Raw genomic sequence first — 21796 nt, forward strand, 5'->3', positions numbered from 1 at the left:
GGGGGGTTTGGCGGGGCCGCCAGCGCCGTTACCGTGACGACGCAAGGCAACAGCACCATCTCGACGTCCGGCATGTATTCCTCCGGCATCATTGCCCAGTCCATCGGCGGCGGCGGCGGTACCGGCAGCGACTTCGTTGCCGTGCTGGGAGGCCAGGGCGGCAACGGCGGCAATGGTGGCGATGCAGGTTCGGTCACCACGACAACCGCGGGCTCTGTCACGACCACAGGCGACCATGCGTATGGCGTGCTGGGCCAGTCCATCGCGGGCAGCGGCGGCGCGGGCGGCGCGGACACTTCGGCCGCGGTGGCCCTGGGGGGCGATGGGGCGGGCGGCGGCACGGCCAACCTGGTAACCATGAACAATTCGGGTTCCATCACCACATCGGGCTACAGCGCGCACGGCATAGTGGGCCAGTCCATCGGCGGCGGCGGCGGCGCGTCGGGCAGCGCCACGGGCCTGGTCAGCGTGGGAGGCGATTCGGCGGGTTCCACCGGTTCCGCCGGTGGCGATCTGGTCATGGGCAATACCGGAACCATTACCACGACGGGCAACGCGGCCATCGGCATCGTGGCACAGTCCATCGGCGGCGGCGGCGGCAGCGGCGGTGACAGCAAAGGCGTGGTTGGCGTGGGCGGCAGCGGGTCGGGCGGCGGCACCGGCGGCAATGTGATCTTCAACGATCTGGGCAACATCAATACCTCGGGCCAGTTCAGCCCGGGCGTGCTGGCGCAGTCCATCGGCGGCGGAGGCGGCAACGGCGGCGACACGTTCACCCTGTCGGCGGGCGTATCGGTTGCCATCGGCGGCAGCGCCGCCGGCGGCGGCGACGGCGGTTCGGTGTGCATGAGCAACCACGGTGGTTGCGACAACAGCTGGGCTTCGTACTCGACATCGCACATCACCACCCATGGCGATTACGCGCCCGGCATCGTCGCCCAGAGTATTGGCGGCGGCGGGGGCAATGGGGGCAGCGTCACGAATGTCAGCGTGGCGTCGTTCGCGGCCCTGCAACTGGGCGGGGCCGGCGGTGGCGGCGGCAAGTCCGGCGAGGCCAAGGTGGGCTACAGCAATCTTTATATCAGTACCGGCGGGGCGCATTCCACCGGCATCCTGGCGCAGTCGATCGGCGGAGGCGGCGGCAACGGCGGCGATGCCAACTACTACAACGCGACCATAGGGTTCAACGCATCGGTGGTGGTGGGCGGCAGCGGAGGCGACGGCAACACCGGCTATTCGTCCATCGTCAATCTCAGCGGTTCCCATATCGCCACCGGGATGGATTACGCCAGCCCCGATATCGACCCTGCAACCTACGCGCCGGATGATTCATTCGGCGTTCTGGCTCAAAGCATAGGCGGAGGCGGTGGCAACGGCGGCAGTTCCAGTGCCAGCGACATGGTCCTGGCGGTGCCCACCGGCGAAGGGGAGTCCCTGGCGTTCAATTTCCAGGCAACCATGGGCGGCAGCGGCGGCACGGGCGGCGATGCCTGCCCGGCGGGCGATACCAGTTGCGTGACCGAAGTAATACTGGAAAACGGTTCAACCGTCGGAACCCTGGGCGATGGGTCGCACGCCGTGGTGGCGCAATCCATTGGCGGCGGCGGCGGCAATGGCGGCGATTCGTCGGCGCTGTCCACCATAATGGGTGACGAGACCACCATATCGGCCGAGCTGGGCATGTCCCTGGGCGGAGCAGGGGGAGCCGCCGGCAATGGCGGCACCGTGAATATTGCGCTGGGTGATAGCAATAGCGCCTATGCAGCCTTGCCGGATCCGCTGCTGTTGCCCCCCACCACCAGCGTTCCCCATCAGTCCAGCATTGTTACCTACGGCGATTTCGCCAACGGTGTGCTGGCGCAATCGATAGGCGGCGGGGGCGGCAATGGCGGCGTGGGCAGCAGCGACGCATACACCCATGGCGGCCCCGCCAATGTCAAGATGACCATCGGCCTGGGCGGAACCGGCGGATCGGGAGGAACGGGGGGCAACGTCAATGTCACGCTGAACCCCAATTTCGTTATCCGCACCCTGGGTTCGGGTTCGCGCGGGATCGTGGCCCAGTCCATAGGCGGGGGCGGCGGCACGTCGCAGGGCGGCACCTTGAGCGTGTCGGCAGGGGTGGAAGACGAACCGTCGGGCCGCCTGCAATTGGGCCTGGGCGCGCACGGCGGCTCGGGCAGCCAGGGCGGCAAGGTCAGCGCCACCCTGCAGGGCGCCATTCGAACCGAAGGCGGCGATGCCGACGGCGTACTGCTGCAATCGATAGGCGGCGGCGGCGGGCTGGGAGGGTCGCTGGGCGCCGATGCCTCGTCGCATTCCATCCTGGATCGCATCGGCATCTACAACGACAACAAGCAGCGGCTCGACGATACGGGAAGCACGTATCAGTTCGGCGTGGACCTGGGCGGGCATGGCGGCACCGGCGGCAACGGCGGCGAAGTGGATGTGACCTTCGTGGGGCAGATCGCCACCAGCGGCGATTGGGCCGACGGCCTGGTCGCGCAGTCCATCGGCGGCGGCGGCGGCGCGGGCGGGTCATCCACGGCGTCGGGCAGCAAGGTGAAGGCCAACATGCTCATCGGCCTGGGCGGCCAAGGCGGTGCCGCCGGGAACGGCGGCAATGTCGATTTCTACTTCGATGGCTCGCACAACAACAACATCAGCACGCAGGGCTATCATGCCTACGCCGCCTTGCTGCAAAGCGTGGGCGGCGGCGGCGGCCTGGGCGGCGACGGCTCGGACCAGGCCACTGGCACCCTGACGGTAGGCGGTTCGCACGGCGGCACCGGCGGCGCGGGCGGCAACGGCGGCGCCATCCAGACGATCAACGGCAACACCGCGGGCTGGCTGACGGCCTCGACGCACGGCGATGAATCCGCCGCCCTGGCCATGCAATCCATCGGCGGCGGCGGCGGCATCGGAGGCGCGGGCAACAGTGCCTCGAAGCTGCTGGAAGAAGACAGCCACGCCGTTTCGGTGTCGGTGGGCGGCCGGGGCGGCGCGGCGGGCGATGGCGGCACCATCGACGTGACCTTGGGCACCAGCAGCACGACTTACGGCGATCGCTCATACGGCATACTGGCCCAGACCATAGGCGGCGGCGGCGGCGTGGGCGGCGCGGGACCCGCCGGCAACCTGACCAGCGTCGCGCTGGGCGGGCGCGGCGGCGCGGCCGGCAATGGCGGGACGTTGACGCTGGGCCTGAATGCGGGCAGCCAGGTGACGACTCATGGCGCGGGTTCCCATGCCATCATTGCTCAATCCATCGGGGGCGGTGGCGGCATTGCCGGCGACACGTCCATCGGCATACAGTTGGGCGCCGACTACTGGAACGCCGCCTCGGTGGATGGCAGCGAGGTTGGCGGCAGCGGCGACGGCGGCGTCGTCCAGGTCAATACCAACGGCGCGATCACCACCTACGGAGCCAACGCCTTCGGTGTCGTGGCTCAATCCATCGGCGGTGGCGGCGGCCTGGGAGGCAGCACCGACAGCGGCTTCGCCGGCAGCACGGCGCCCACGGGCGGCACGGGCTACGGCAAAGACGTTACGGTGACGCAGGCGGGAACCATCAACGCGCTCGGCGCGGGCTCGACAGGCATTTTTGCCCAAAGCCAGGGCCCGCAAGGAGACGGTGTCGTCACGGTGAACGTCAATGGCACGGTTACCGGCGGCACCGGGTCGGATGCCCATGGCGTGTGGGTGGCCAGCAATCAGCAGAACGTGCTGAACGTGAGCAGCGGTAGCAGCGTATCCGTGGGGGCCGACGGCGGCTCGGCCGTGCGCTACGACGGCGCCTCCTTGACCGGAACCGGCGCCTCGCTTGCCCGCGTGGCGGCCAGCACGGCCAAACTTGCGGTGAACAACGCCGGCACAATCCGCGGCAACATCGAATGCGACGACGGCGCCGGCGGCGTTGCCTGCGATGTGAACAACGCCGCCAGCGGCACGCTGAGCGATGCCACGCTGTACCAGGCCCACATCGACAACGCCGGCGTGGTGGCCATCGGCAAGTCGGGCGCGTTCGACACGCTTACCGTCACCGGCGATTTCAACCTGCGGTCCGGCGGTTTTCTGCAAGCCGATGTGGATTTCGAAAACCTGAAATCGCCGCGCATGGTGGTGCAGGGCGACACGCGCCTGGACGGCCAGGTGAACGCGCAACCCATCACCCTGCTGCCCAACCGCGAAGTTACCGTGGCCACGCTGGAAGGCGGTATCCAGGGCACGCCGCGCGCCGCCGACAGCCCGGTGGTCGACTACGAGGCCAGGCTGGACGGCAAGGACATTCGCGTCCGCCCGGCCAGCGCGGATTTCGCCGCGCCGTCGATGAACCTGTCTTCCAATCCGCGTTCCGTGGCCGGCCACGTGCAAAGCGGCTGGGACCTGGGCGGCAACAGCGCCATGGCGCCGCTGTTCGCCGCGCTGGACATGGCGTCGCGCCAGGGCGCGGACGCCTATTCCAGCCAGCTTTCAGACTTGTCGCCGGGCGTGGCCGTGGCCCCGGCGGCACAAATGCAAGTGGGCATGGCGCGCTTTGCCGGCGGCATGATGTCGTGCCCGGCGTTCCAGGGCATCGATGCGCTGACCGGCGAGCAAGATTGCTTGTGGGGCCAGGTGTCCGGCGTCAATACCAACCAGGACAGCGGCGGCGGCGTGTCGGGCTTCTCGTTCGACGGGGTTACCTACCAGTTTGGCGGTCAGCGGCAAGTGAGCCCGGGCTGGTTCGTGGGCGGGTCGGTGGCGTATGAAAACACCCGCATGCGCGGCGACGATGGCCGCGTCAGCGGCGACGGCGACAGCGGCTACGCCGGCGTGGTCGTCAAGCGCGAGGCCGGGCCCTGGACCTTCTCGGCGGCGCTGGGCGGCGGCTACGGCCAGTACGACATCGGCCGCAGCATCCGCATTCCGGGCCTGGAAAGCCGGGCGAATTCTGACGTGGACGTGTACGGCGCCGGGCTGCGGCTGCGGGTGGCGCGCACCTTCGCGTCGTCGCAGTACTACCTGAAGCCCTTCGTGGACGTGGACGCGCTGTATACCCGTTCGCCCAGTTATTCCGAATCGGGCAACGCCATGCACCTGGACGTGGAAAGCAGCAACCAGTTTGTCATGGGCCTGTCGCCCACGCTGGAGTTCGGCGGCAAGGTGCCGCTGGACAACGGCGCCATCATGCGGCCCTACCTGTACGGCGGCGTGACGCTGCTGTCCAAGGACGAATACACGGTGAAATCCCGCCTGCAAGGCGCGCCCGCGGGCACGGGTTCGTTCGAGACCTCGCTGCCCATGGACAACGTCATCGGCCGCCTGGGGGCGGGCCTGCAAGTATCGAACGCGGGCGGCATCGATTTCCGCCTGCAGTACGACGGCGAGTTCGCGTCCAGGACGCAAAGCCACCGCGGTTCGTTGAAGGTTATGGTGCCGTTCTGATGGGCGGCTTGCCCGGCCGTTGTCTCACCGGCCGGGCAAGCAGGTATCAATGTGCATCAATGGCGTGTCACGCCCGCGTCATACCCCTCGGCTAAACGTTTCCCGTGTCCATCGGATCGGCCATGGACGGCGAAGCAAGGCTGGGGAGGCAACATGGCGGCACGCTACCACGCGGCATTCTGGAATCTGGAGAACCTGTTCGCGCCGGAATCGTATCCCGACCGCGAACCCTGGATTGCCAGCGCCGTCGCATCGGAACTGAAGGGCTGGACGGATGCGCTGTTTGCACGCAAGCTGGCCCAGCTGGCGTCCGTGATTTCGCGCATGAATGAAGGGGCGGGGCCGGACCTCCTGGGCGTCTGCGAAATCGAGAACAAGTTCGTGCTGGACGCCTTGATCGAGGTGGTGGCCGCGCTGCTGCCCGATCGCCAGTACAAGACCATCCATGCCGACGCCAAGCGCGACCGGCGCGGAATCGATACCGCCTTCCTGTACGACAGCCGGCGGTTCAAGGCCAAAGACCTGTTCCACCATGCCGTGCTGCGGCGCACGGGCACCCGCGACATTACCCAGGCCACCTTCGTGACCAAGGCCGGAGCCGAACTGGTCGCCATGGCCAACCACTGGCCGTCGCGCAGCGGCGGCGCCGAGCTGAGCCGGGGCTTTCGCATGACGGCCGGCGAAACGGTAGGCTACTGGCACGAGCGCATCCGCGAAGAAAAAGGCGAAGACGTGGCGCTGATCGTGATGGGCGATTTCAACGACGACCCCTTCGACGCGTCGCTGACCATCCACGCGGGGGCGACGCGCGAACACTCGGACGTGCTGCGGGCCCGCAGCGCCAAACTGTATAACCTGAGCTGGCGCTACCTGGCGCAGGAACTGGTGGATGTCGCCGGCAAGCACCGTGTGGTCGACGGCACCATTTATTACCAGGGAGACGCCAACCTGTTCGACCAGATCCTGGTGTCGCGCGGCCTGCTGCTGTCGCGCGCTCCGCTGGCTGCCCAGGTGGATACCGCGCGCATCGAGGCCTTTCCCGAGCAGGTGTCGAAAAGCGTGGCCACGCCTGAACCGATACGCTTCGGGCTGCCCAGGGGGAACGCGTCCCGGAACATCAATCGGGACGGGTTCAGCGACCACTATCCAGTGTCGGTGATATTGGTAGAGGCTGGCGCTTAGGCAGCTTACTTCCCAGACCCCATCAGCCCGATCAACGGCTTCAGGCGTTCGCGCAGTTTGGCCAGTTCCTGTTCCCATTGCGCTCCGGGCAGGAAGGCCAGCACTGGCGCATCGGCCTTGCCGGCTTCCAGGAAGCCCGGATCCTTCATGGTCTGTTCCACTGCATCCTGCACGCGCCTGGCGATGTCGTCGGGCAGGCCTCCCGGCCCGCCGATGCCGCGTTCCGAGGAAATGCGCAGGTCGTAACCTTGTTCCGCCAGCGTGGGCACATTATTGGCCGCGCGCTTGGGCGCCCACAGGGCCACGCCCACCAGTTGCGACCCGGGCTGCCCTAGCTCGAGCGCCTCGCCAGTGGTCATCATGACGTAGTCCAGGTGCTTGCCCAGCAGCGCGGCCTTGGCCTCGCCGTTGCCCTTGTACGGAATGGATGTGAACTCGAACCCCGCTTGCCGGCCCAGTTCCAGCATGCCGATATGCCCGGTGGTGCCTTCGCCCGAATGTCCCACAGACAGGCTGCCGGGCGCCTTCTTGGCCGCGGCGATGAAGTCCTGCATGGTGGTGGGGGTGTTCGCCCCGCGGTTGCCCACCAGCATGGCGGGGTCGTCGACAATGCGCGCGATCAGGCGGATGTTCTCAGGCTGGTACGAAGTCTTGCGGTACATGGGCAGGAAGACGTAGCCGGGCACATTGATCATGCCCAGCGTGTACCCGTCGGGTGGAGCATGCTGCACATAGTTGGCCGCGATTTCCCCGCCCGACCCCGGTTTGTTCACCACCACGATGCGCGCCGATTCCCCCAGGCGCTTTTCCATGAAACGCGCCAGGTTGCGCGCCATGACATCGGTGCCTCCTCCCGGGGCGAAGCCCACCACCAGTTCGATAGGTTTGTCGTTCGGCCAGGCCGCCTGGGCCGAGTAGGGAAGCAGGGCTGCGCCAGCCGCCATCGCCGCGAGCAATGTCTTTTTCACCGGGTGTCTCCTTTGTTATGGGCTACTGCACTTTGGCGCCGCTGAGCTTGATAAGCTCGCCATAGCGGTCCAGTTCTTCTTTCCAGAAAGCCTGGAATTCCGCGGGCGGCTGCGTCTGCACCTGCACGCCCAGCCCGGCCAGGCGCTGGTCGGCATCCGTCTTCTTCAAGCCCGTTTCCAGCGCGGTGTATATCTTGTCGACCACCGCGGCCGGAGTGCCTTTCGGAGCCGCCAGGCCGAACCAGGTTTGCAGGTGTACCTTGGGAAAGCCCAGTTCCTTGAAGGTGGGCACATCGGGCAGCACCACGCTGCGCTTGTCGCCGGTGGTGGCCAGGGCGCGCGCCTTGCCTCCCTGCACCAGCGCCACCGGATTGTTGTCGAACATGAAGTTGATCTGCCCGCCCAGCAGGTCCACCGTGGCGGGCGCGTTGCCTTTGTAGGGCACATGCATGGCCTGGATGCCCGTGGTGGCGGCGAACAGCGCGGCCGACAGATGCCCGGAATTGCCCACGCCGCCCGATCCGTAGCTCATGCTGCCGGGCTTGGCCTTGGCCGCGTCCACCAACTGCTGCACCGAGTGGTATGGTGATCTGGCGGACACGATCAGCACGCTGGGCACCACGGCCGTCAGGGTGATGGGCGTGAAATCCCGCACCGGGTCGTAAGGCAGCCTGGGCAGCAGGGCGGGCGCGGCCGAATTGCTGGAGCTGCTGGCCAGGTACAGGGTGTAGCCATCGGGCTGGGACCGTACCATGGTGGCCGCGCCGATGGTGCCCGATGCCCCCGCCTGGTTCTCCACATACACCGTCTGCCCCAGGCCGGCCGACAAGGCGTCGGCCACTTGCCGGCCCACCGCGTCACCCGAGCCGCCCGGCGGCCAGGGCACGATCAACTTGACGGGCTGTTCCGGGTAGGCGGCCAGGGCGGGCGAGGCGATGGCCAGGGTGGCCGCGGTCGCGGCCAGCGCGCGCCGCAATCGGCGTCGGGTAGGCGTCATGGTGTTGTCTCCGTGTACAGGCATCGTGGCGATGCTCTTGTGGGTAGCGCCGTGTCAGGGCGGGGAAATCAGAACGGTTTCAGCCCCAGCGCGGTACGGAACCGGTTCTTGATGTATGGGCCGTCGCGCGGCGGCAATGCGCGCGGCGGTTCGTTGGATTCGATGAACACCTGCACGAACGCCAGGCCGCCGCGCGCCTGGATGCGGCGGGCCACCGCCTCGCAGCCCTCGATGCTGTCGGTGGAAAATGCATCGGCGATCCCGAAGCCCTTGGCCACCGCGACCAGGTCGGTGCCCAGGCTGGAATGGCTGCGCTGCATGCCGGTTTCGCCGAAGTGGCCATTGTCCAGCACCACAATGGTCAGGTTGGCGGGCTGCTTGGCGGCAATCGTGGCCAGGCTGCCTATGCCCATCAGCTGTTCGCCGTCGCCCGTGATCACCACCACCGGCTTGCCGGGCTGTGCCAGGGCCAGGCCCAGGCCCATGGCGGCTGCGCCGCCCATGGCTCCCCACAGGTAATAGTTCTGGTCGCGGTCGCCGGCGGCATAGACGTCGTACGATGCCGACCCCAGGCCGGTAATGACCAGCGCGTCCGGCGTGCCGGCCAGCAGCCGGGCCACGAATTCACGGCGGCTGGCGCGCCGCTGCGTTGCTTGATTCATTATCTGCGCTCCCACTTCTTGCGGCCGATCAGGTTCTGGCCCAGCAGCACGGCAACTTTCTCGCCGGCTTCGAAGGCCGCGTCGAAACCCGCGCTGACGATTTCCCCGGCCTCGTCGGGGTGCGACACGCGCAGGACATGGATGCCCATCAGTTCCAGCGCGGCCTGGGTGTTCTTGCCCATCGGGCCTTGCCAGGGATTGAACTCGGCGTATTCGCCCCGCATCGTCACCAGGGTGAAGAAAGGGAAATCCGCCGCCTGCAGCAGCGAGAACATGTTCACGCAGTTGCCCACGCCGCTGCTTTGCATCAGCAGCACCGCGCGCTGGCCGCCCAGCCACGCGCCGCTGGCCAGGGCCACCCCCTCTTCCTCGGTGGTCAGCACGATGTCCTGGATATCAGGGTCGGCAATGGCGCTGCGGATCAGGTGCGAATGGCCCGCGTCGGGCACATAGGCAATCTGCCGCACGCCGCCATGCTTGAGAACGTCGAAAATGGCTTCCTGCCAGGCCGGGGGCGCTGTGGAGGGTGAGTTCATGGATGGACACCAGGGTAGGTTCACAGACGTAGAAATCATAAAATGTGATCAAGCTGTATTTAAAATAGAAAATTCGCATGGAACAATCAGACTTCCTGATCGAGGCATAGCAAGATGGACTTGAAGCAGCTTCGCGCATTCCTGACCGTGGCCGATACCGGCAACGTGACCCGCGCGGCCGAGGTGCTGAACCTGGTTCAACCCGCCGTGTCGCGCCAGATCCGCCTGCTGGAAGAAGACGTGGGCGCGCCCTTGTTCGAACGCGAACGCCGCGGCATGGTGCTGACCGAGGCGGGGCAGGTGCTGGTGGATTACGCGCGCCGCGCCCTGCTGGAACTGGACCGTGCCCGGGTCGAGATAGGGGGCATGGGGCAGGGGGTCACGGGCCTGGTCACCCTGGGCCTGCTGCCCAGCAGCATCGACATGCTGTCCAGCCCCCTGGCTCGCGCCGTGGCGGCCGCGTATCCAGGCATACGGGTGCGCATCGCCATGGGGTATGCGGGCACCCTGCAGCGCTGGCTGGCCGCGGGCGAAGTGGATGCCGCCTTGCTGTATGGCGCGGAACGGTCGCCCGATCTGCAGTCCGTGCCACTGATCGAGGAACCCCTGTGGGTGATCGGCCCCGTGGGCAGCCGGCTGCGGCCCGGCAAGCCCGTGTCGCTGGCGGACCTGGCCGGCCAGAAGCTGGTGCTGCCCAGCGCGCCGCATGGCATACGCACGCTAGTGGAGCACGCCTGCGCCGTGGCCCATGTCACCCTGGACGTTTCGGTGGAAACCAATGCGCTGAGCGTGCAGCGCAGCCTGGTCCTGGGCGGCCATGGGCTGACCATATTGCCGCCGATCGCCGTGGCCGATGACCTGCGTCACCGCAAACTGGAAGGCGCTCCGCTGGCCGACCCGGGCATCACGCGTACGATCGTGCTGGCGCTGCCCGCGAACCGGCCCACCACGCGCGCCGTGCGCTGCACGGTAGACCTGCTGGTCGACCAGGCCCGGCAAGCGGTGGCATCGGGAGCCTGGGTGCAGGGGCGCTGGCTGGAGGCGTAAAATCCCGCCTTATCCGCATTCTTCTGCGTCATCGACGAAGTGGTCACCCCGTATCTACGCAAACTGACGTCGGTTGAACGTACGCCGCATGCCAATCGGCAACTGGCGTACTTTCTCGTGTTCGTGGCCGGCGCCGTCAATGCGGGCGGTTTCCTGGCGGTGGCGCAATACACCTCGCACATGTCCGGCATCGTGTCGTCCATGGCCGACCACCTGGCGCTGGGCAGCCTCGTGGTGGTGCTGCAGGGCCTGGCCGCGCTGCTGGCGTTCATGGCCGGAGCCGCGATGGCGGCGCTGTTGGTGAACTTCGCCCGGCGCACGCAATTGGCCAGCGAGTACGCCTTGCCGCTGTCCCTCGAGGCGGTGCTGTTGCTGCTGTTCGGCCTGCTGGGCGGCCGGGTCGAGCACCATATGTGGCTGTACGTGCCTGCCACGGTGACGCTGCTGTGCTTCATCATGGGCTTGCAGAACGCCATCATTACCAAGATATCGCGCGCCGAGATCCGCACCACGCATATCACCGGCATGGTGACGGACATCGGCATCGAACTGGGCAAGCTGTGCTACTGGAACGCATGGGCCACCGGCCAGCCCCAGGTGGTGGCCGACCGCCAGAAGCTGCGGGTGCTGGGCGCGCTGGTCAGCCTGTTTTTCGTGGGCGGCGTGGCGGGCGCCTTCGCCTTTGCGTGGGTGGGGTTCATCACCACGGTGCCGCTGGCCCTGCTTCTGCTTGCGCTGGCCTTGATGCCCATGCTGGACGACATGCGCCGCCTGGCCGTGCGCGCCCTGGGAAAATAAGCCGCCGCGCATGCTAAGCGCCTTGCGCCGCAAGAGCGCGTCAGTTTTCTGTGGGTTCGTTGATGCGCCTGGACAGCTCGCGGGTGGAAAGCACCCGCCTGTCGGAGTTCTCTAACGAGGCCTCATCGTCGGCCAGGTTGGCGATAATGGCCAGCAGCACTTTGCGCGTGGTCTTGATGTCGGATCGGGTGACGCCATGAGTGCCGATCGCATTGACCTCTTCCGCCAGCGGAATGAGTTTCTTCTTCAGTGCCCGGCCGCTGCGGGTAAGAAAGACATGGACGTTCTTGTTGTTGCCGGGTAAATGCCTGCGCTCGATATATCCCAGCGATTCCATTGCCTTCATTGCGGCGTAGGTCGTGGGTTCCATCACGCCAGCCTGTTCGCTCAGTTCGCGCTGCGTCAGGCCGTCCTGTTCCCAGAGGATACGCAGGAAAGCCCAGTGGCCGAAGGAGACATTGTGCTCGGACAGGCGCATCTGCAGCCCTCGAACCAAGGCCCGGGTTGCGTCCTTGATCAAGTGTGCCAGGCGGTCATCGGGGACGGCTTCGCGCCAATGGGCAAGGACTTTACTGGTTTCTTTGGAGCTCATGCGCGGGCAACGTGAGGGGGTTCGGGCGTCGTGGAAAATATACCGCAAAGTGTATAGGCCCCAGCCGAGGCCATGGCTAGGGCTGGTGCAGGAAGTGCACGTCGGTGGCGGTTTGGTGCGACTCGAGCATTCCCAGGCATATCTCCAGGGTTGCCTTGGCCCAGTGCCCGTCATGCAATGGGGCGCGATCCCGGAAAACCGCATCGTGAAGTTCTCCGACGACCTCCAGGCGCGGCGCAGGCGGCGGCGGCAGTGGCAGGAAGTCCTGGCGCTCGTGGCCATACACCAGGATCCCCGTCGGTAGCGGCCGCAGGTCGGCCTGCTCGCAGGACACCACAATGGGCCCGAAGTGCTGGTGCAGGGCGCGGGGAATCCCGGCGGCCGACGGCGGAACGTAGTGCGGGCCGCCATAGGTCGAAGCCGCTTTCAGGGAAATTTCCTCTTGCTGGCTTGCCATGCCTGCCAGCTTCCGGCGCGCGCCGCCGTAATTGCCGGGGTCCTTGGCATGGCCCATTTCGCCTATCCATCCCATCCATTCGTCGGAATCGAAATGCGCGTAGCCGTTGTAGTTCAGCGCGGCGTATGCCCCGCCCTCGAACCAGAGCAACGCACTATAGGCGCCTTCGGTGGGACGGGCGGGATCCCAGTTACCCAGCGCGCAGCGCAACCGGGTGGGGCGCCGGCCCACCAGCATGCGCACGATATCCACCTGGTGCGCGGCCTGGCTGAACACTGCGCCGCCGCCCTCGCGCGTAGCCAGTTCTTCCGGGCGGCGCGGGCGGAACAGGTAGTCGGTGTAGTTAAGCGCATGCACCATCCTCACTGCTCCGAACTCGCCTTGGACGATACGCTCGCGGCACGCCAGATAGGGCGTATCGAAGCTGTGGCAGTGGCCGATCACCAGGTGCACCGAAGCCGCCGCGCAAGCGGCGATCATGGCGTCGCACTCAGGCAGGCTTAGCGCCATGGGCTTCTCGACAAGCACGTGTTTGCCGTGCGCGGCCGCCAGCCGCGTATGTTCCGCGTGATACTGATGCGGGCTGGCGATGTACACCGCCTGCACGGCGGGGTTTGCCACCAGCGCTTCGGCGGATTCGTATGCCGGGGCATGGAAGTCCGCCGTGAACTGTGCGCGGGCCGTTGCTCTAGGATCGCATGCCGCAACCAGCCGCACACGGCTGTCGCCCAGGAAAGACGGCAGCATCAGCGAGAATGCGCGGCCCAGGCCAAGAACGCCTAGATTCAGTACGGGCGAGGTCATCGCTGTGGCTCCGGTGGTGCGTCAAAGGTCCAGTACCAGCTTGTCGCAGCTTGCGCGCGAGACGCACACCATGATCTGGCCGTCCTGTTCGTCCGGCATCAGCACCATGTCCCGATGATCGACCGTGCCGGATAGCAAGCGGGTGCGGCACGATCCGCAAGTGCCGCTTTCACACGAATGGCTGACGCGGACGCCCGCTTGCAGCAGCACCGACAGAATGGATTTGCCCACGGGTATCGCGAATTCTTCGCCGGAACGGGAAAGTTCGACGGTAAAGGGGCGATCATCGGGGCGGGTCCCCCCGCCTTCCAGGAAGCTCTCGAAGTGGATGCGGCCGGCCGACCAATGGCCCGACATATCGCGTACCGCTTCCATCAGGCCCCGCGGACCGCAGCAGTAAACGTGGCCGCGATTGGGCTTTTCCAGTACCGGCCATAAGTCCAGCGACCGGGCGGGATCGCCGTGATCGTGGTGGATGCGTACGTGCGGCTTCAATTCGGGCGCGCCGAGTTCGTCCAGGAACGCAGTGGCGCCCGGTGTCTGGCTCAGGTAGTACAGCTTCCAGCCCACCGCGGGAAAATCGCCCAGCGAACGGATCATGGAAAGAATGGGTGTGATGCCAATGCCGCCCGCGATGAAGATCAGGCTTCCGGGGTTGTCCACCAGTTCGAACGCATTGTCGGGCTGTCCGGTGGGCAGCGTATCGCCCACGGCAGCCCGGTCCACCAGGCTGATCGAGCCGCCGCGGCCCTGGGCGTCGCGTTTCACGGTGATGACGTAGCGGTCGCGTTCGGCCGCATCGTTGCACAACGAGTACTTGCGCAGCTCGCCATTGGGTACCTGGACTTTCACATGCGAGCCCGGGGTGAATGGGGGCAGGTCGCCGCCGTCGGCCGCGCGCAGTTCGAACGATCGGATACCGTCGGCGGCATCGGCAATGTGGGTGATACGTAGCGGCATCAATGTGTCTGCGCCGGGGGTGGGCTCGGACATGTTGGTTTCCTTGCGCGGATGATGCGCCCTAGATCTTGTAGGTTTCGTAAGTGCCGGGATGGAACAGTTCGTCTACCGCAACATGACGGGCAGACAGGCCCTGGGCATGATGGTGGCGAGTGAATGCTTCCAGCGTGGCCCGGTTCGCGTCGACACCATAGGCCCAGTAGTCGTCGCCCATGGTCTCGCGCGCGGCCTTCAGTTGTTCTTCCACGAAGGGCAGGGTGACTTTCGTGGCCGAGGTATCTTCCAGTTTGGCCAGGGCGGCCGCCTTCGACTGCTCGAAGGCTTTCAGCAGCGCGCCGGGCAGCCAAGGATGCTGTTCGGCCAGGGCCTTGCGGACGCCCACCACGTGCATGATGGGGAAAATGCCCGTGCGCTTGTAGTAGTCCTTGGCGACGGCCGTCGGGTCGTCGAACAGCCAGCCGATGTCCGGGTTGGCGCGCGCCGCGCCGAATGGCGCGCGAGGCGCCATGAAGCCTTCGATCTCGCCTCGGTCGAGCATATCGGATATCGTCGTCGCCGCCGGCGCGTCGATCATCTGCACGTCCTGGGGCAGTTGCAGTTTGATTTTCTCGGGGCGGCCGGGTTGATCGATGCCGCCGCGCACCCAGGTGACATCCGATGGCTTGACGCCGTAATCGTCGTCCAACAGCGCACGCGCCCATACGTTGGCGGTCAGTTGGTACTCGGGAACACCGATACGCTTGCCCTTCAGGTCCTGTGGCGCCCGGATGCGGTCTTTGCGCACATAGATGGACGTATGGCGAAATGCGCGCGACAGAAAAATGGGCAACGCGATATACGGGCAATCGCCGCGGGCATGCTTGACCAGGTAACTGCTGAAAGACAGTTCGCTAATGTCGAAGTCGTGGAAGCGGAACGCGCGGAAGAACATTTCTTCCGGGCTGAGCAGCATGTAAGTGGGCGCCACGCCGTCGATCTGCACGGCGCCGTCGTACAGCGCGCGATTGCGGTCGTAGTCGCCCATGGCGATGGAAAGTGATAGTTTGCCCAATTTGTTCTCCCCGGTTCAGGCGGTGATCTGGTAGTTGCCGGCCAGTTCTGGATCGCAGCCGATCCGCACGCCGACCGGCTGCGCAGTGAAATCGCGCCAGTCGGTGGTCTTGGGCACGATGGCCTGGAATGAACACACGTGCGAAGGAATACGCAGGGTGCCGGTACCGATGGCGGCCTGGCCTTCCTGGAAGGCATTCAAGGCTTCGATCATCTGGCGCCGGAATTCCACGATGGCCAGGTCGCTGGCGCCCAGCCGTTCTTCCGAGCGGTTTGCCAGAGGCCCCATCGTGACCCACATGGCGATATCCTGATTGGGGAAACCGCGTATGCCGGTGAAGTTCCCGGCCTTCATGGCCTGGCGATCCTGCCAGTAGCGGTTCTCCGGATTGCGCAGCGGCCGGTAGCGTTCGTCCAGGTCTATGCCGATGCTGGTGCCCAGGAATCGGCGCCAGGTCTCGGTATCGGGCGTGGTGGCCTTCTCGCCCCACGCGATGAAGTAGAACGCCGTGTGGGTGTCGTCCGTTGGCACATTCACGTTGGCGACGTTGTACAGATTGTTGGGCGGGATCAGCACGGTGCCGGGCGCCACGAATACGGTGGATCGCACATAATCGTTCTGCGCCGCGTTGGTAATCGGCCGCCGGATCGCCGCATAGCGGAACCCGAACGAGGTACGCTGCACTTGCAGGCGCGGCGCCTTGTCGGTAGAGGGCCGCAGCCAGTTCTTGTCGGTGGCTTCGGCGCCGCCGACACGGGCGGGCACGAAATCAGAGGAATGCAGGCTGGAACTGTGCGCCGAGTCGATCGCGCCTTCCAGTACCTGCGCCCAATTGCACGGGATCAGCACTTTGGCGATGCTGACCTTGGTTTCGGCAGCGGGCGCCCAGGGCGGCGGAGTGAAATCCGGCACATTGTCCTGCGGCCCCATATATGCCCAGATGATTCCTCCCCATTCCTGCACCTTGTAGGCCTTGTGCTTGATCTTCTGGGCCATCGAGCTGGCGGCCGGCTCGGAAACCATCTCGATGACGGTGCCTTCGACGTCCATCTTCCAGCCATGGTAAAGGCAGCGCAGGCCGCATTCTTCATTGCGGCCATACACCAGCGAGACGCGGCGATGCGGACAGTACTCATCCATGACGCCGACTCGGCCATCGGTGTCGCGGAACACGACCAGGTCTTCGCCCAGGACGCGCGCCTGAACGGGATCGCAGTCTGGTTCGCTGACTTCTTCGCTCAGGCACACGGGAATCCAGTGCCGCCGCATGAGCTGGCCCATGGGCGCGTCGCCAGCGACGCGGCACAGCAGTTCGTTTTCTTCAGTGGTCAACATAAACATTCCTTCCAGAACTTGAGGCGTCCACCCGGCAGCGCAAGGCGGGCGGCAATGCTCCGCCGCTCGCCGCGCCTGGGGCCGTCAGTCGGCCTTGATGCCGGCCGCCTTGATCGCGCTTTGATACCGCTGTGCCTCGTCGTCAATGGCCGCTTCGTACTGGGCAGGCGTACCGCCCACCGGCTCGATGCCCAGGGTGTTGAACTGCTTGATGACGGCCGGATCCTTGACGGCCTGCGCTATCGCGGCGCTGAGTTTCTGGACCGCATAATCCGGGGTGCCGGTGGCGGCCAGGGCGCCGACGGTGACGGCGAAGTTGAAGCCGGGAATAAGCTCGGATATTGCGGGAATGTCCGGCGCCAGGGCGGATCGCTGGCCGGCATTGGTGGCCAGTATCCTGGCCTGGCCCTTGTCGGCGAACCCCGAAAGGGATGGCAGCGCCGCGAACACCACGTCTACCTGGTTGCCGATCAGGGCCGGTACTGACTGGCCGGATCCGCGAAACGGCACGTGGGTCACGTCCAGCTTCAACGCGATTTTCATGGCCTCCATGGTCAGATGATGTGAACTGCCGATGCCCGACGACCCATAGTTCAATTGGCCTGGCTTGGCCTTTGCCTGCTCGACGAAATCCTGCAGCGAGCCGATGCCGGTCTTGGTGCTGGTGGCCAGGAAAAGCGGCGATGTGGCGATCAACGAAACCGGCACGAAGTCGCGCTTGGGATCGTAGGGCAGGTCTTTGTACAACGATGGGTTGATGGACATCATCGACCCGTCTGTCACCAGATACGAATAGCCGTCGGCCGGGCTGCTGGCCAGCGCCTGGGCGGCAACCACGCCGTTGGCGCCCGGCTTGTTTTCCACCACGACAGGCTGGCCCAGGCTTTGCGTCAGGCCCTGCGCCACGACGCGCGCCACGGTATCCGGCAGCCCGCCCGCCGCGTACGGAACGATGAATCGGACAGCGCGATTCGGGAACTGAGATGCCTGTTCGGCCGCTTGCGCGGGCGACAGAGTCGAGATACCCAGTGCCGTGTTGAACAGCACGGCCAGAATGATGCTACAGCTCCGCCGCCGTAATGCCGATCTATCTTTATTCATTTGTCTCTCTCCAGTTTTTCCGGGCACGTTCTGTGATGGAAACGCCTGTTTTCTTGTGGCTTTGTGCAAACAGCGTTGTTGCGACGTGCAATTCAATAATATTAGAGACCTAAGAATAATTCAACGCAACAACCGTGCTGAAGAAGAATTCTTTGCTTGGTGTTTTCCCGGTGGCGCGTGGTTGCCGCGCAAACGCAAGAAGCCCGCCGCAGCGAGGCTGCGCGGGCTGGCGAAACGATGGCCGGACCGGCGGCGCTTATACGCCGGTCATAGATCGAAGAACACGGTTTCCCGCGGCCCTTGCAGATGAATGTCGAATTGGTAAACCACGCGCCGCGTATCGGCGCGCCGCCGGGCGATCAGGGTGGCGCGGCGCTGGGCAGGCACGGCGGCCAGCACCGCATCCTGGGCGTGGTCCTGTGCGTCGTCTTCGAAGTAGATGCGGGTGTAGGCGTGCAGCAGCATGCCGCGCATCATGACGATGACATCAATATGCGGCGCCGAGGTGGCGCTGGCCGAACCCGGCTTGATGGTGTCGACCGCGTAGCGGGCCTCGGGGCTGGTGCCCGTGCCCACGCGCGCGAAACCACGGAATCCGGTGGCGCTGATATCGTCCGGCGACTGCACGTCCTTGCCTGTTGCGTCCGCCTGCAGCATTTCGATGACGGCGTCACTAACCGCCTGGCCACTGCCATCGTAGACTCGGCCTTCTATCGTGATGGGCAGCCCGGCGGCATGGCGTTCGGCCAGCACTGGCGTGAAAATGCTCCTGAGGTCGAACTGATACTGTTCGGGGCACAAACCGTACGCGAAGAATGGACCCACGGTCTGGGAGGGCGTCTGCTTCAATGTAGACATGGCTTATTCCATCGGAGTCTGGCGGGGGCCGCGCAGCACAATGTCGAACTCATATCCCAATGCGTAGCCCTCTTCGGTGGCCGCGAGCGAGAAGCGCGACACCAGAAGTTCACGAGCATGCGAGGGCGTGCCCTGGAAAATGGGGTCCAGCTCCAGCAGTGGGTCGCCGGGGAAATACATCTGGGTTACCAGGCGCGAGCCGAAGTAATCGCCGAACAACGAAAAGTGAATATGGTTGGGGCGCCAGGCGTTGGCGTGGTTGCCCCAGGGATAGGCACCGGGCTTGACGGTGACAAAACGGTAGTGCCCCTCGTTGTCAGTCAGGCAGCGGCCTGCCCCAAGAAAATTCGGATCCAGCGGCGCGTCGTGCTGATCGCCTTTGTGCACATAGCGTCCGGCGGCATTCGCCTGCCAGATTTCCACCAGCGTATTGCGTATCGGGCGCCCAGCCTCATCCTGCACCCGTCCGGTGACGATGATGCGTTCGCCCAGCGGCGCGCCGTTCTTGGCGGCGTTGCGCGTCAGGTCATGGTCTAGCGCGCCGAGGTCTTGAGCCCCATACACCGGCGCCCGGCGATTTTTCAGGGCGTCGCCCAGGGGAATCAAGGGTAGCGACGGGCTGCGTATGACCGATGACTTGTAGTCGGGGTATCGATAAGGCGGGTGCGAGTTCCAGTCGCGGGGGGCAAGGATTAGCTGGGGTGGCGTCGAACCGTCCATTCTGCAAGCGCTCCGTTGGCTGAACAGGGATTGAGCAGCCACTCTAATAGGGATATAAAGTTATGTGAAATGACGTTTTGTGGCCTGATTCTGCATAAAAAGTTATGGAAAACCCTTTTTTCGGCGCTCGCATCAAGTTCCGGCATATCCAGTGTTTCCTGGCGGTGGCGCAATCCAACAGCCTGCAGCGCGCGGCTGAACGGCTGTCGATTACACAGCCGGCTGTTTCCAAAACCTTGTCTGAGCTTGAATCGCTGCTGGGTGTGCGCTTGTTCGAACGCGGCCGGCGTGGAGCGGATCTCACCGGGGAAGGGCGCAGGTTCGCGCCTTATGCTCATCGGTGCCTGGACAGCCTGCGCGATGGTATCGGGCAACTGAGCCACGCCGACGACGAAGCGGCGGTGAAGGTAAGCCTGGGCATCTTGCCCACCGTGGCCAGTGTCTTGCTGCCCACGGCCTTGCGCGCCTTCCGGCAGGCGTGGCCCATGGCCAGCCTGCGGGTGCTTACCGGCCGCAATGTCGAACTACTCGAGCGACTGCAAGCCGCCGATATCGAGTTTGCGGTGGGGCGCCTGGGCGAGCCGGATGCCATGGCCGGCATGAGCTTCGAGCACTTGTTCCGTGAGCCCTTGACTGTAGTGGTCAGGCCCGGGCATGCGTTATTGGCGGAAGATGCATTCAACCCGATGGCGATGGCGCGCTACCCGTTGATCGTGCCGCCAGAGGGCACGTTGATACGCCAGTCGGCTGAAAGCATCATCAGCGCCCTGGGATTGGCGCGCGGTCTGGCCCGCATCGAGTGTCTTTCTGTGTCGCTGAGCCTGGAACTGGCGTTGCAGAATGATGCGGTCTGGTTCGTGCCGTCCAGTTTGGTGGAGCCGCGTATCGCTCATCGGGTGCTGGTAAACCTGCCCGTGCCCTCGCGCGGGACGGATGAGCCCATGGGGTTGCTGCGGCGTAACGATGTGGCGCAATCGCCGGCGGCGGTTGCCTTGCTGGATGCGCTGCGCCAGGCGGGCCTGCAACGCGAGCAGGCCCGTATTGCGTCCGCCTAGCCGGGCTCGCCCGCCCAGAAATCCGCCTTCGGCGGCGCCCGGTCCAGCGCCGCCAATACCTTCAACACGATGGCCATGCCGGTATTGCCCGCCGGCACGCCGGCGTAAACGGCGGTTTGCAGCAGCACTTCTCGCAGGGTGTCCAGGTCTAGCGGGGCGGCGGCCGGGTCGTCGGCCGGCGCCTGCAGCCCGGTGCGCACATGCAGTTCAAATTCTTCCCACCGGCCCATGGACGCGGTAATGGCCAGCACCATGATGCGGCGCGTGCGCGGGTCCAGGCCCGGGCGGCTCCAGATGCCGTCCCAGGCATAGCAGGTGATCATGCGCTGGAACTCGACATTCAGCGCATTGGCATTGTCCACCGAGCGTTCCACCCATGCGTCGCCCAATACTTTGCGCCGATTGGACAGACCGCGTTGGAGTGCATCGTTGGGAAGTGAATCAGACATGCCGGGACTCCTGTATGGAGGAAGGGCGCGAAGCCGTGCCCAGGGTTTGCAGCAATGCGGCGCAGCCGGCCGCCGAGGCCTGCACCGCCCGCATGGGGTCGATGGCCGCGGACAAGGCCGCTTGCGCAGCCTGCGCGCGGTCGGCGCCGCAGGTGTCTTGCAGCCAGTGCTGCAATAGTACCGACAGCGGCTGGTGCCGGGCCAGCGCCTGCGGCGCCAGGCGCTCGACGGTGTCCTGCGCCGCGTCGGGCCCCACGATGGGGGCCAGGGCATGGGCGCAGGCTTCCGAGAAGATGACTTGATGCAGGTCGTCGATGTGCGCCTGCATGCGCGCCGGGTCGACCTGCAGCCCTTGCGCGGCCAGCCGCAAGGCGGCGGCCGCGCCATGCACGTGGCGCCACAACGGTGCCCATGCCGCCAGTTCAGCCTGCCATTCGCCCATTGCGCGTTCGTGGGCCTGCGCCATGCTGCCGAGCAAAGTGGCCGCCAGTCCCGGCACGGGTTGCGCCTGGGCCAGCGCCTGCATGCAGCGCACCGCGTTGCGCTTGTGCGGCATGGCGCTGGACGTCTTGCCATGCGTGGCTTCGGCGATTTCGCCAACCTCGAATTGCGACATCAGCGACCAGTCCCGGGCCAGCTTGGCCAGGCTGCCCGCGCACACGGCGGCCTCCATGGCCAGGCGCATCCAGGCATCGCGTTGGGTGTGCCACGCATGGCCGCAGGCCCGCAGGCCCAGTTCGGCGGCCAGGGCACGTTCCACCTGGGCGGCCTGGCCGCCCAGCGTGGCGCGGTTGCCC

At 65.7% G+C, this 21796-nt stretch carries 18 protein-coding genes and 1 pseudogene; 5 read left to right on the forward strand and 14 right to left on the reverse strand.

Annotated features, from left to right (window positions below; genetic code table 11):
- Positions 1-33: 33 nt before the first annotated feature.
- Positions 34-5427, forward strand: coding sequence for an autotransporter outer membrane beta-barrel domain-containing protein (locus LPZ50_RS07860; protein ID WP_230659536.1), 5394 nt, complete (start codon positions 34-36; stop codon positions 5425-5427).
- Positions 5428-5580: 153 nt separating this feature from the next.
- Positions 5581-6609 (forward strand): endonuclease/exonuclease/phosphatase family protein, encoded by a 1029-nt coding sequence (locus LPZ50_RS07865; protein WP_230659539.1) that lies wholly within the window; start codon positions 5581-5583, stop codon positions 6607-6609.
- A 5-nt stretch (positions 6610-6614) separates the two neighbouring features.
- On the opposite strand, the gene LPZ50_RS07870 is transcribed toward LPZ50_RS07865, so the two are convergent.
- The 4 genes from LPZ50_RS07870 to LPZ50_RS07885 form a co-directional block, all read right to left on the reverse strand.
- Positions 6615-7577 (reverse strand): tripartite tricarboxylate transporter substrate binding protein, encoded by a 963-nt coding sequence (locus LPZ50_RS07870; RefSeq protein ID WP_230659541.1) that lies wholly within the window; start codon positions 7575-7577, stop codon positions 6615-6617.
- Between the two features lie 22 nt (positions 7578-7599).
- Positions 7600-8574 carry a Bug family tripartite tricarboxylate transporter substrate binding protein gene (locus LPZ50_RS07875; protein ID WP_230659543.1) on the reverse strand — a complete coding sequence of 325 codons (975 nt, stop codon included), beginning with the start codon at positions 8572-8574 and terminating at the stop codon, positions 7600-7602.
- A 68-nt stretch (positions 8575-8642) separates the two neighbouring features.
- Positions 8643-9236, reverse strand: coding sequence for a thiamine pyrophosphate-dependent enzyme (locus tag LPZ50_RS07880; protein WP_230659545.1), 594 nt, complete (start codon positions 9234-9236; stop codon positions 8643-8645).
- On the reverse strand, positions 9236-9772 hold the full coding sequence (locus LPZ50_RS07885; protein WP_230659547.1) for a thiamine pyrophosphate-binding protein: 537 nt from the start codon (positions 9770-9772) through the stop codon (positions 9236-9238). Before LPZ50_RS07885 ends, LPZ50_RS07880 begins: the two co-directional genes overlap by 1 nt.
- Positions 9773-9886: 114 nt before the next feature.
- Between LPZ50_RS07885 and LPZ50_RS07890 the strand changes: the two genes are divergently transcribed.
- Both LPZ50_RS07890 and LPZ50_RS07895 read left to right on the forward strand, forming a co-directional pair.
- Positions 9887-10819 (forward strand): LysR family transcriptional regulator, encoded by a 933-nt coding sequence (locus LPZ50_RS07890; RefSeq protein WP_230659550.1) that lies wholly within the window; start codon positions 9887-9889, stop codon positions 10817-10819.
- A 39-nt stretch (positions 10820-10858) separates the two neighbouring features.
- A pseudogene (locus LPZ50_RS07895) lies at positions 10859-11587 on the forward strand (YoaK family protein); the annotation flags it as partial.
- 70 nt (positions 11588-11657) lie between these two features.
- On the opposite strand, the gene LPZ50_RS07900 reads toward LPZ50_RS07895, so the two are convergent.
- The 8 genes from LPZ50_RS07900 to pcaH form a co-directional block, all read right to left on the reverse strand.
- Positions 11658-12209, reverse strand: a complete 552-nt coding sequence (locus LPZ50_RS07900) for a MarR family winged helix-turn-helix transcriptional regulator (RefSeq protein ID WP_230659556.1) — start codon at positions 12207-12209, stop codon at positions 11658-11660.
- Between the two features lie 76 nt (positions 12210-12285).
- Positions 12286-13470 carry a Gfo/Idh/MocA family protein gene (locus tag LPZ50_RS07905; protein WP_230659560.1) on the reverse strand — a complete coding sequence of 395 codons (1185 nt, stop codon included), beginning with the start codon at positions 13468-13470 and terminating at the stop codon, positions 12286-12288.
- 21 nt (positions 13471-13491) lie between these two features.
- Positions 13492-14463, reverse strand: coding sequence for a PDR/VanB family oxidoreductase (locus LPZ50_RS07910; protein ID WP_230659562.1), 972 nt, complete (start codon positions 14461-14463; stop codon positions 13492-13494).
- Between the two features lie 28 nt (positions 14464-14491).
- Positions 14492-15481: an ABC transporter substrate-binding protein gene (locus tag LPZ50_RS07915; protein ID WP_230659567.1), complete on the reverse strand. Its 990-nt coding sequence runs from the start codon at positions 15479-15481 to the stop codon at positions 14492-14494.
- Positions 15482-15496: 15 nt separating this feature from the next.
- Positions 15497-16816, reverse strand: a complete 1320-nt coding sequence (locus tag LPZ50_RS07920; RefSeq protein ID WP_230659570.1) for a Rieske 2Fe-2S domain-containing protein — start codon at positions 16814-16816, stop codon at positions 15497-15499.
- Positions 16817-16900: 84 nt separating this feature from the next.
- On the reverse strand, positions 16901-17917 hold the full coding sequence (locus LPZ50_RS07925) for a Bug family tripartite tricarboxylate transporter substrate binding protein (protein WP_230659573.1): 1017 nt from the start codon (positions 17915-17917) through the stop codon (positions 16901-16903).
- A 267-nt stretch (positions 17918-18184) separates the two neighbouring features.
- On the reverse strand, positions 18185-18775 hold the full coding sequence (gene pcaG, locus LPZ50_RS07930) for a protocatechuate 3,4-dioxygenase subunit alpha (protein WP_230659576.1): 591 nt from the start codon (positions 18773-18775) through the stop codon (positions 18185-18187).
- Positions 18776-18778: 3 nt separating this feature from the next.
- Positions 18779-19495 carry a protocatechuate 3,4-dioxygenase subunit beta gene (pcaH, locus tag LPZ50_RS07935; RefSeq protein ID WP_230659579.1) on the reverse strand — a complete coding sequence of 239 codons (717 nt, stop codon included), beginning with the start codon at positions 19493-19495 and terminating at the stop codon, positions 18779-18781.
- Positions 19496-19599: 104 nt separating this feature from the next.
- Here pcaH and pcaQ point away from each other — a divergent pair, with 104 nt between their 5' ends.
- On the forward strand, positions 19600-20550 hold the full coding sequence (gene pcaQ, locus LPZ50_RS07940; protein WP_230659581.1) for a pca operon transcription factor PcaQ: 951 nt from the start codon (positions 19600-19602) through the stop codon (positions 20548-20550).
- On the opposite strand, the gene LPZ50_RS07945 is transcribed toward pcaQ, so the two are convergent.
- Together LPZ50_RS07945 and LPZ50_RS07950 are read right to left on the reverse strand one after the other, a co-directional pair.
- Positions 20547-20999, reverse strand: coding sequence for a carboxymuconolactone decarboxylase family protein (locus LPZ50_RS07945; RefSeq protein ID WP_230659584.1), 453 nt, complete (start codon positions 20997-20999; stop codon positions 20547-20549). The two genes, pcaQ and LPZ50_RS07945, sit on opposite strands and share 4 nt — an antisense overlap.
- Positions 20992-21796: lyase family protein (locus tag LPZ50_RS07950; RefSeq protein ID WP_268903276.1), on the reverse strand; the 805-nt coding region annotated here is incomplete at its 5' end. The genes LPZ50_RS07950 and LPZ50_RS07945, both read right to left, overlap by 8 nt.

Origin of the sequence: Bordetella petrii (genome assembly GCF_020991325.1) — a bacterium.
GTDB lineage: Bacteria > Pseudomonadota > Gammaproteobacteria > Burkholderiales > Burkholderiaceae_B > Bordetella_A > Bordetella_A petrii_E.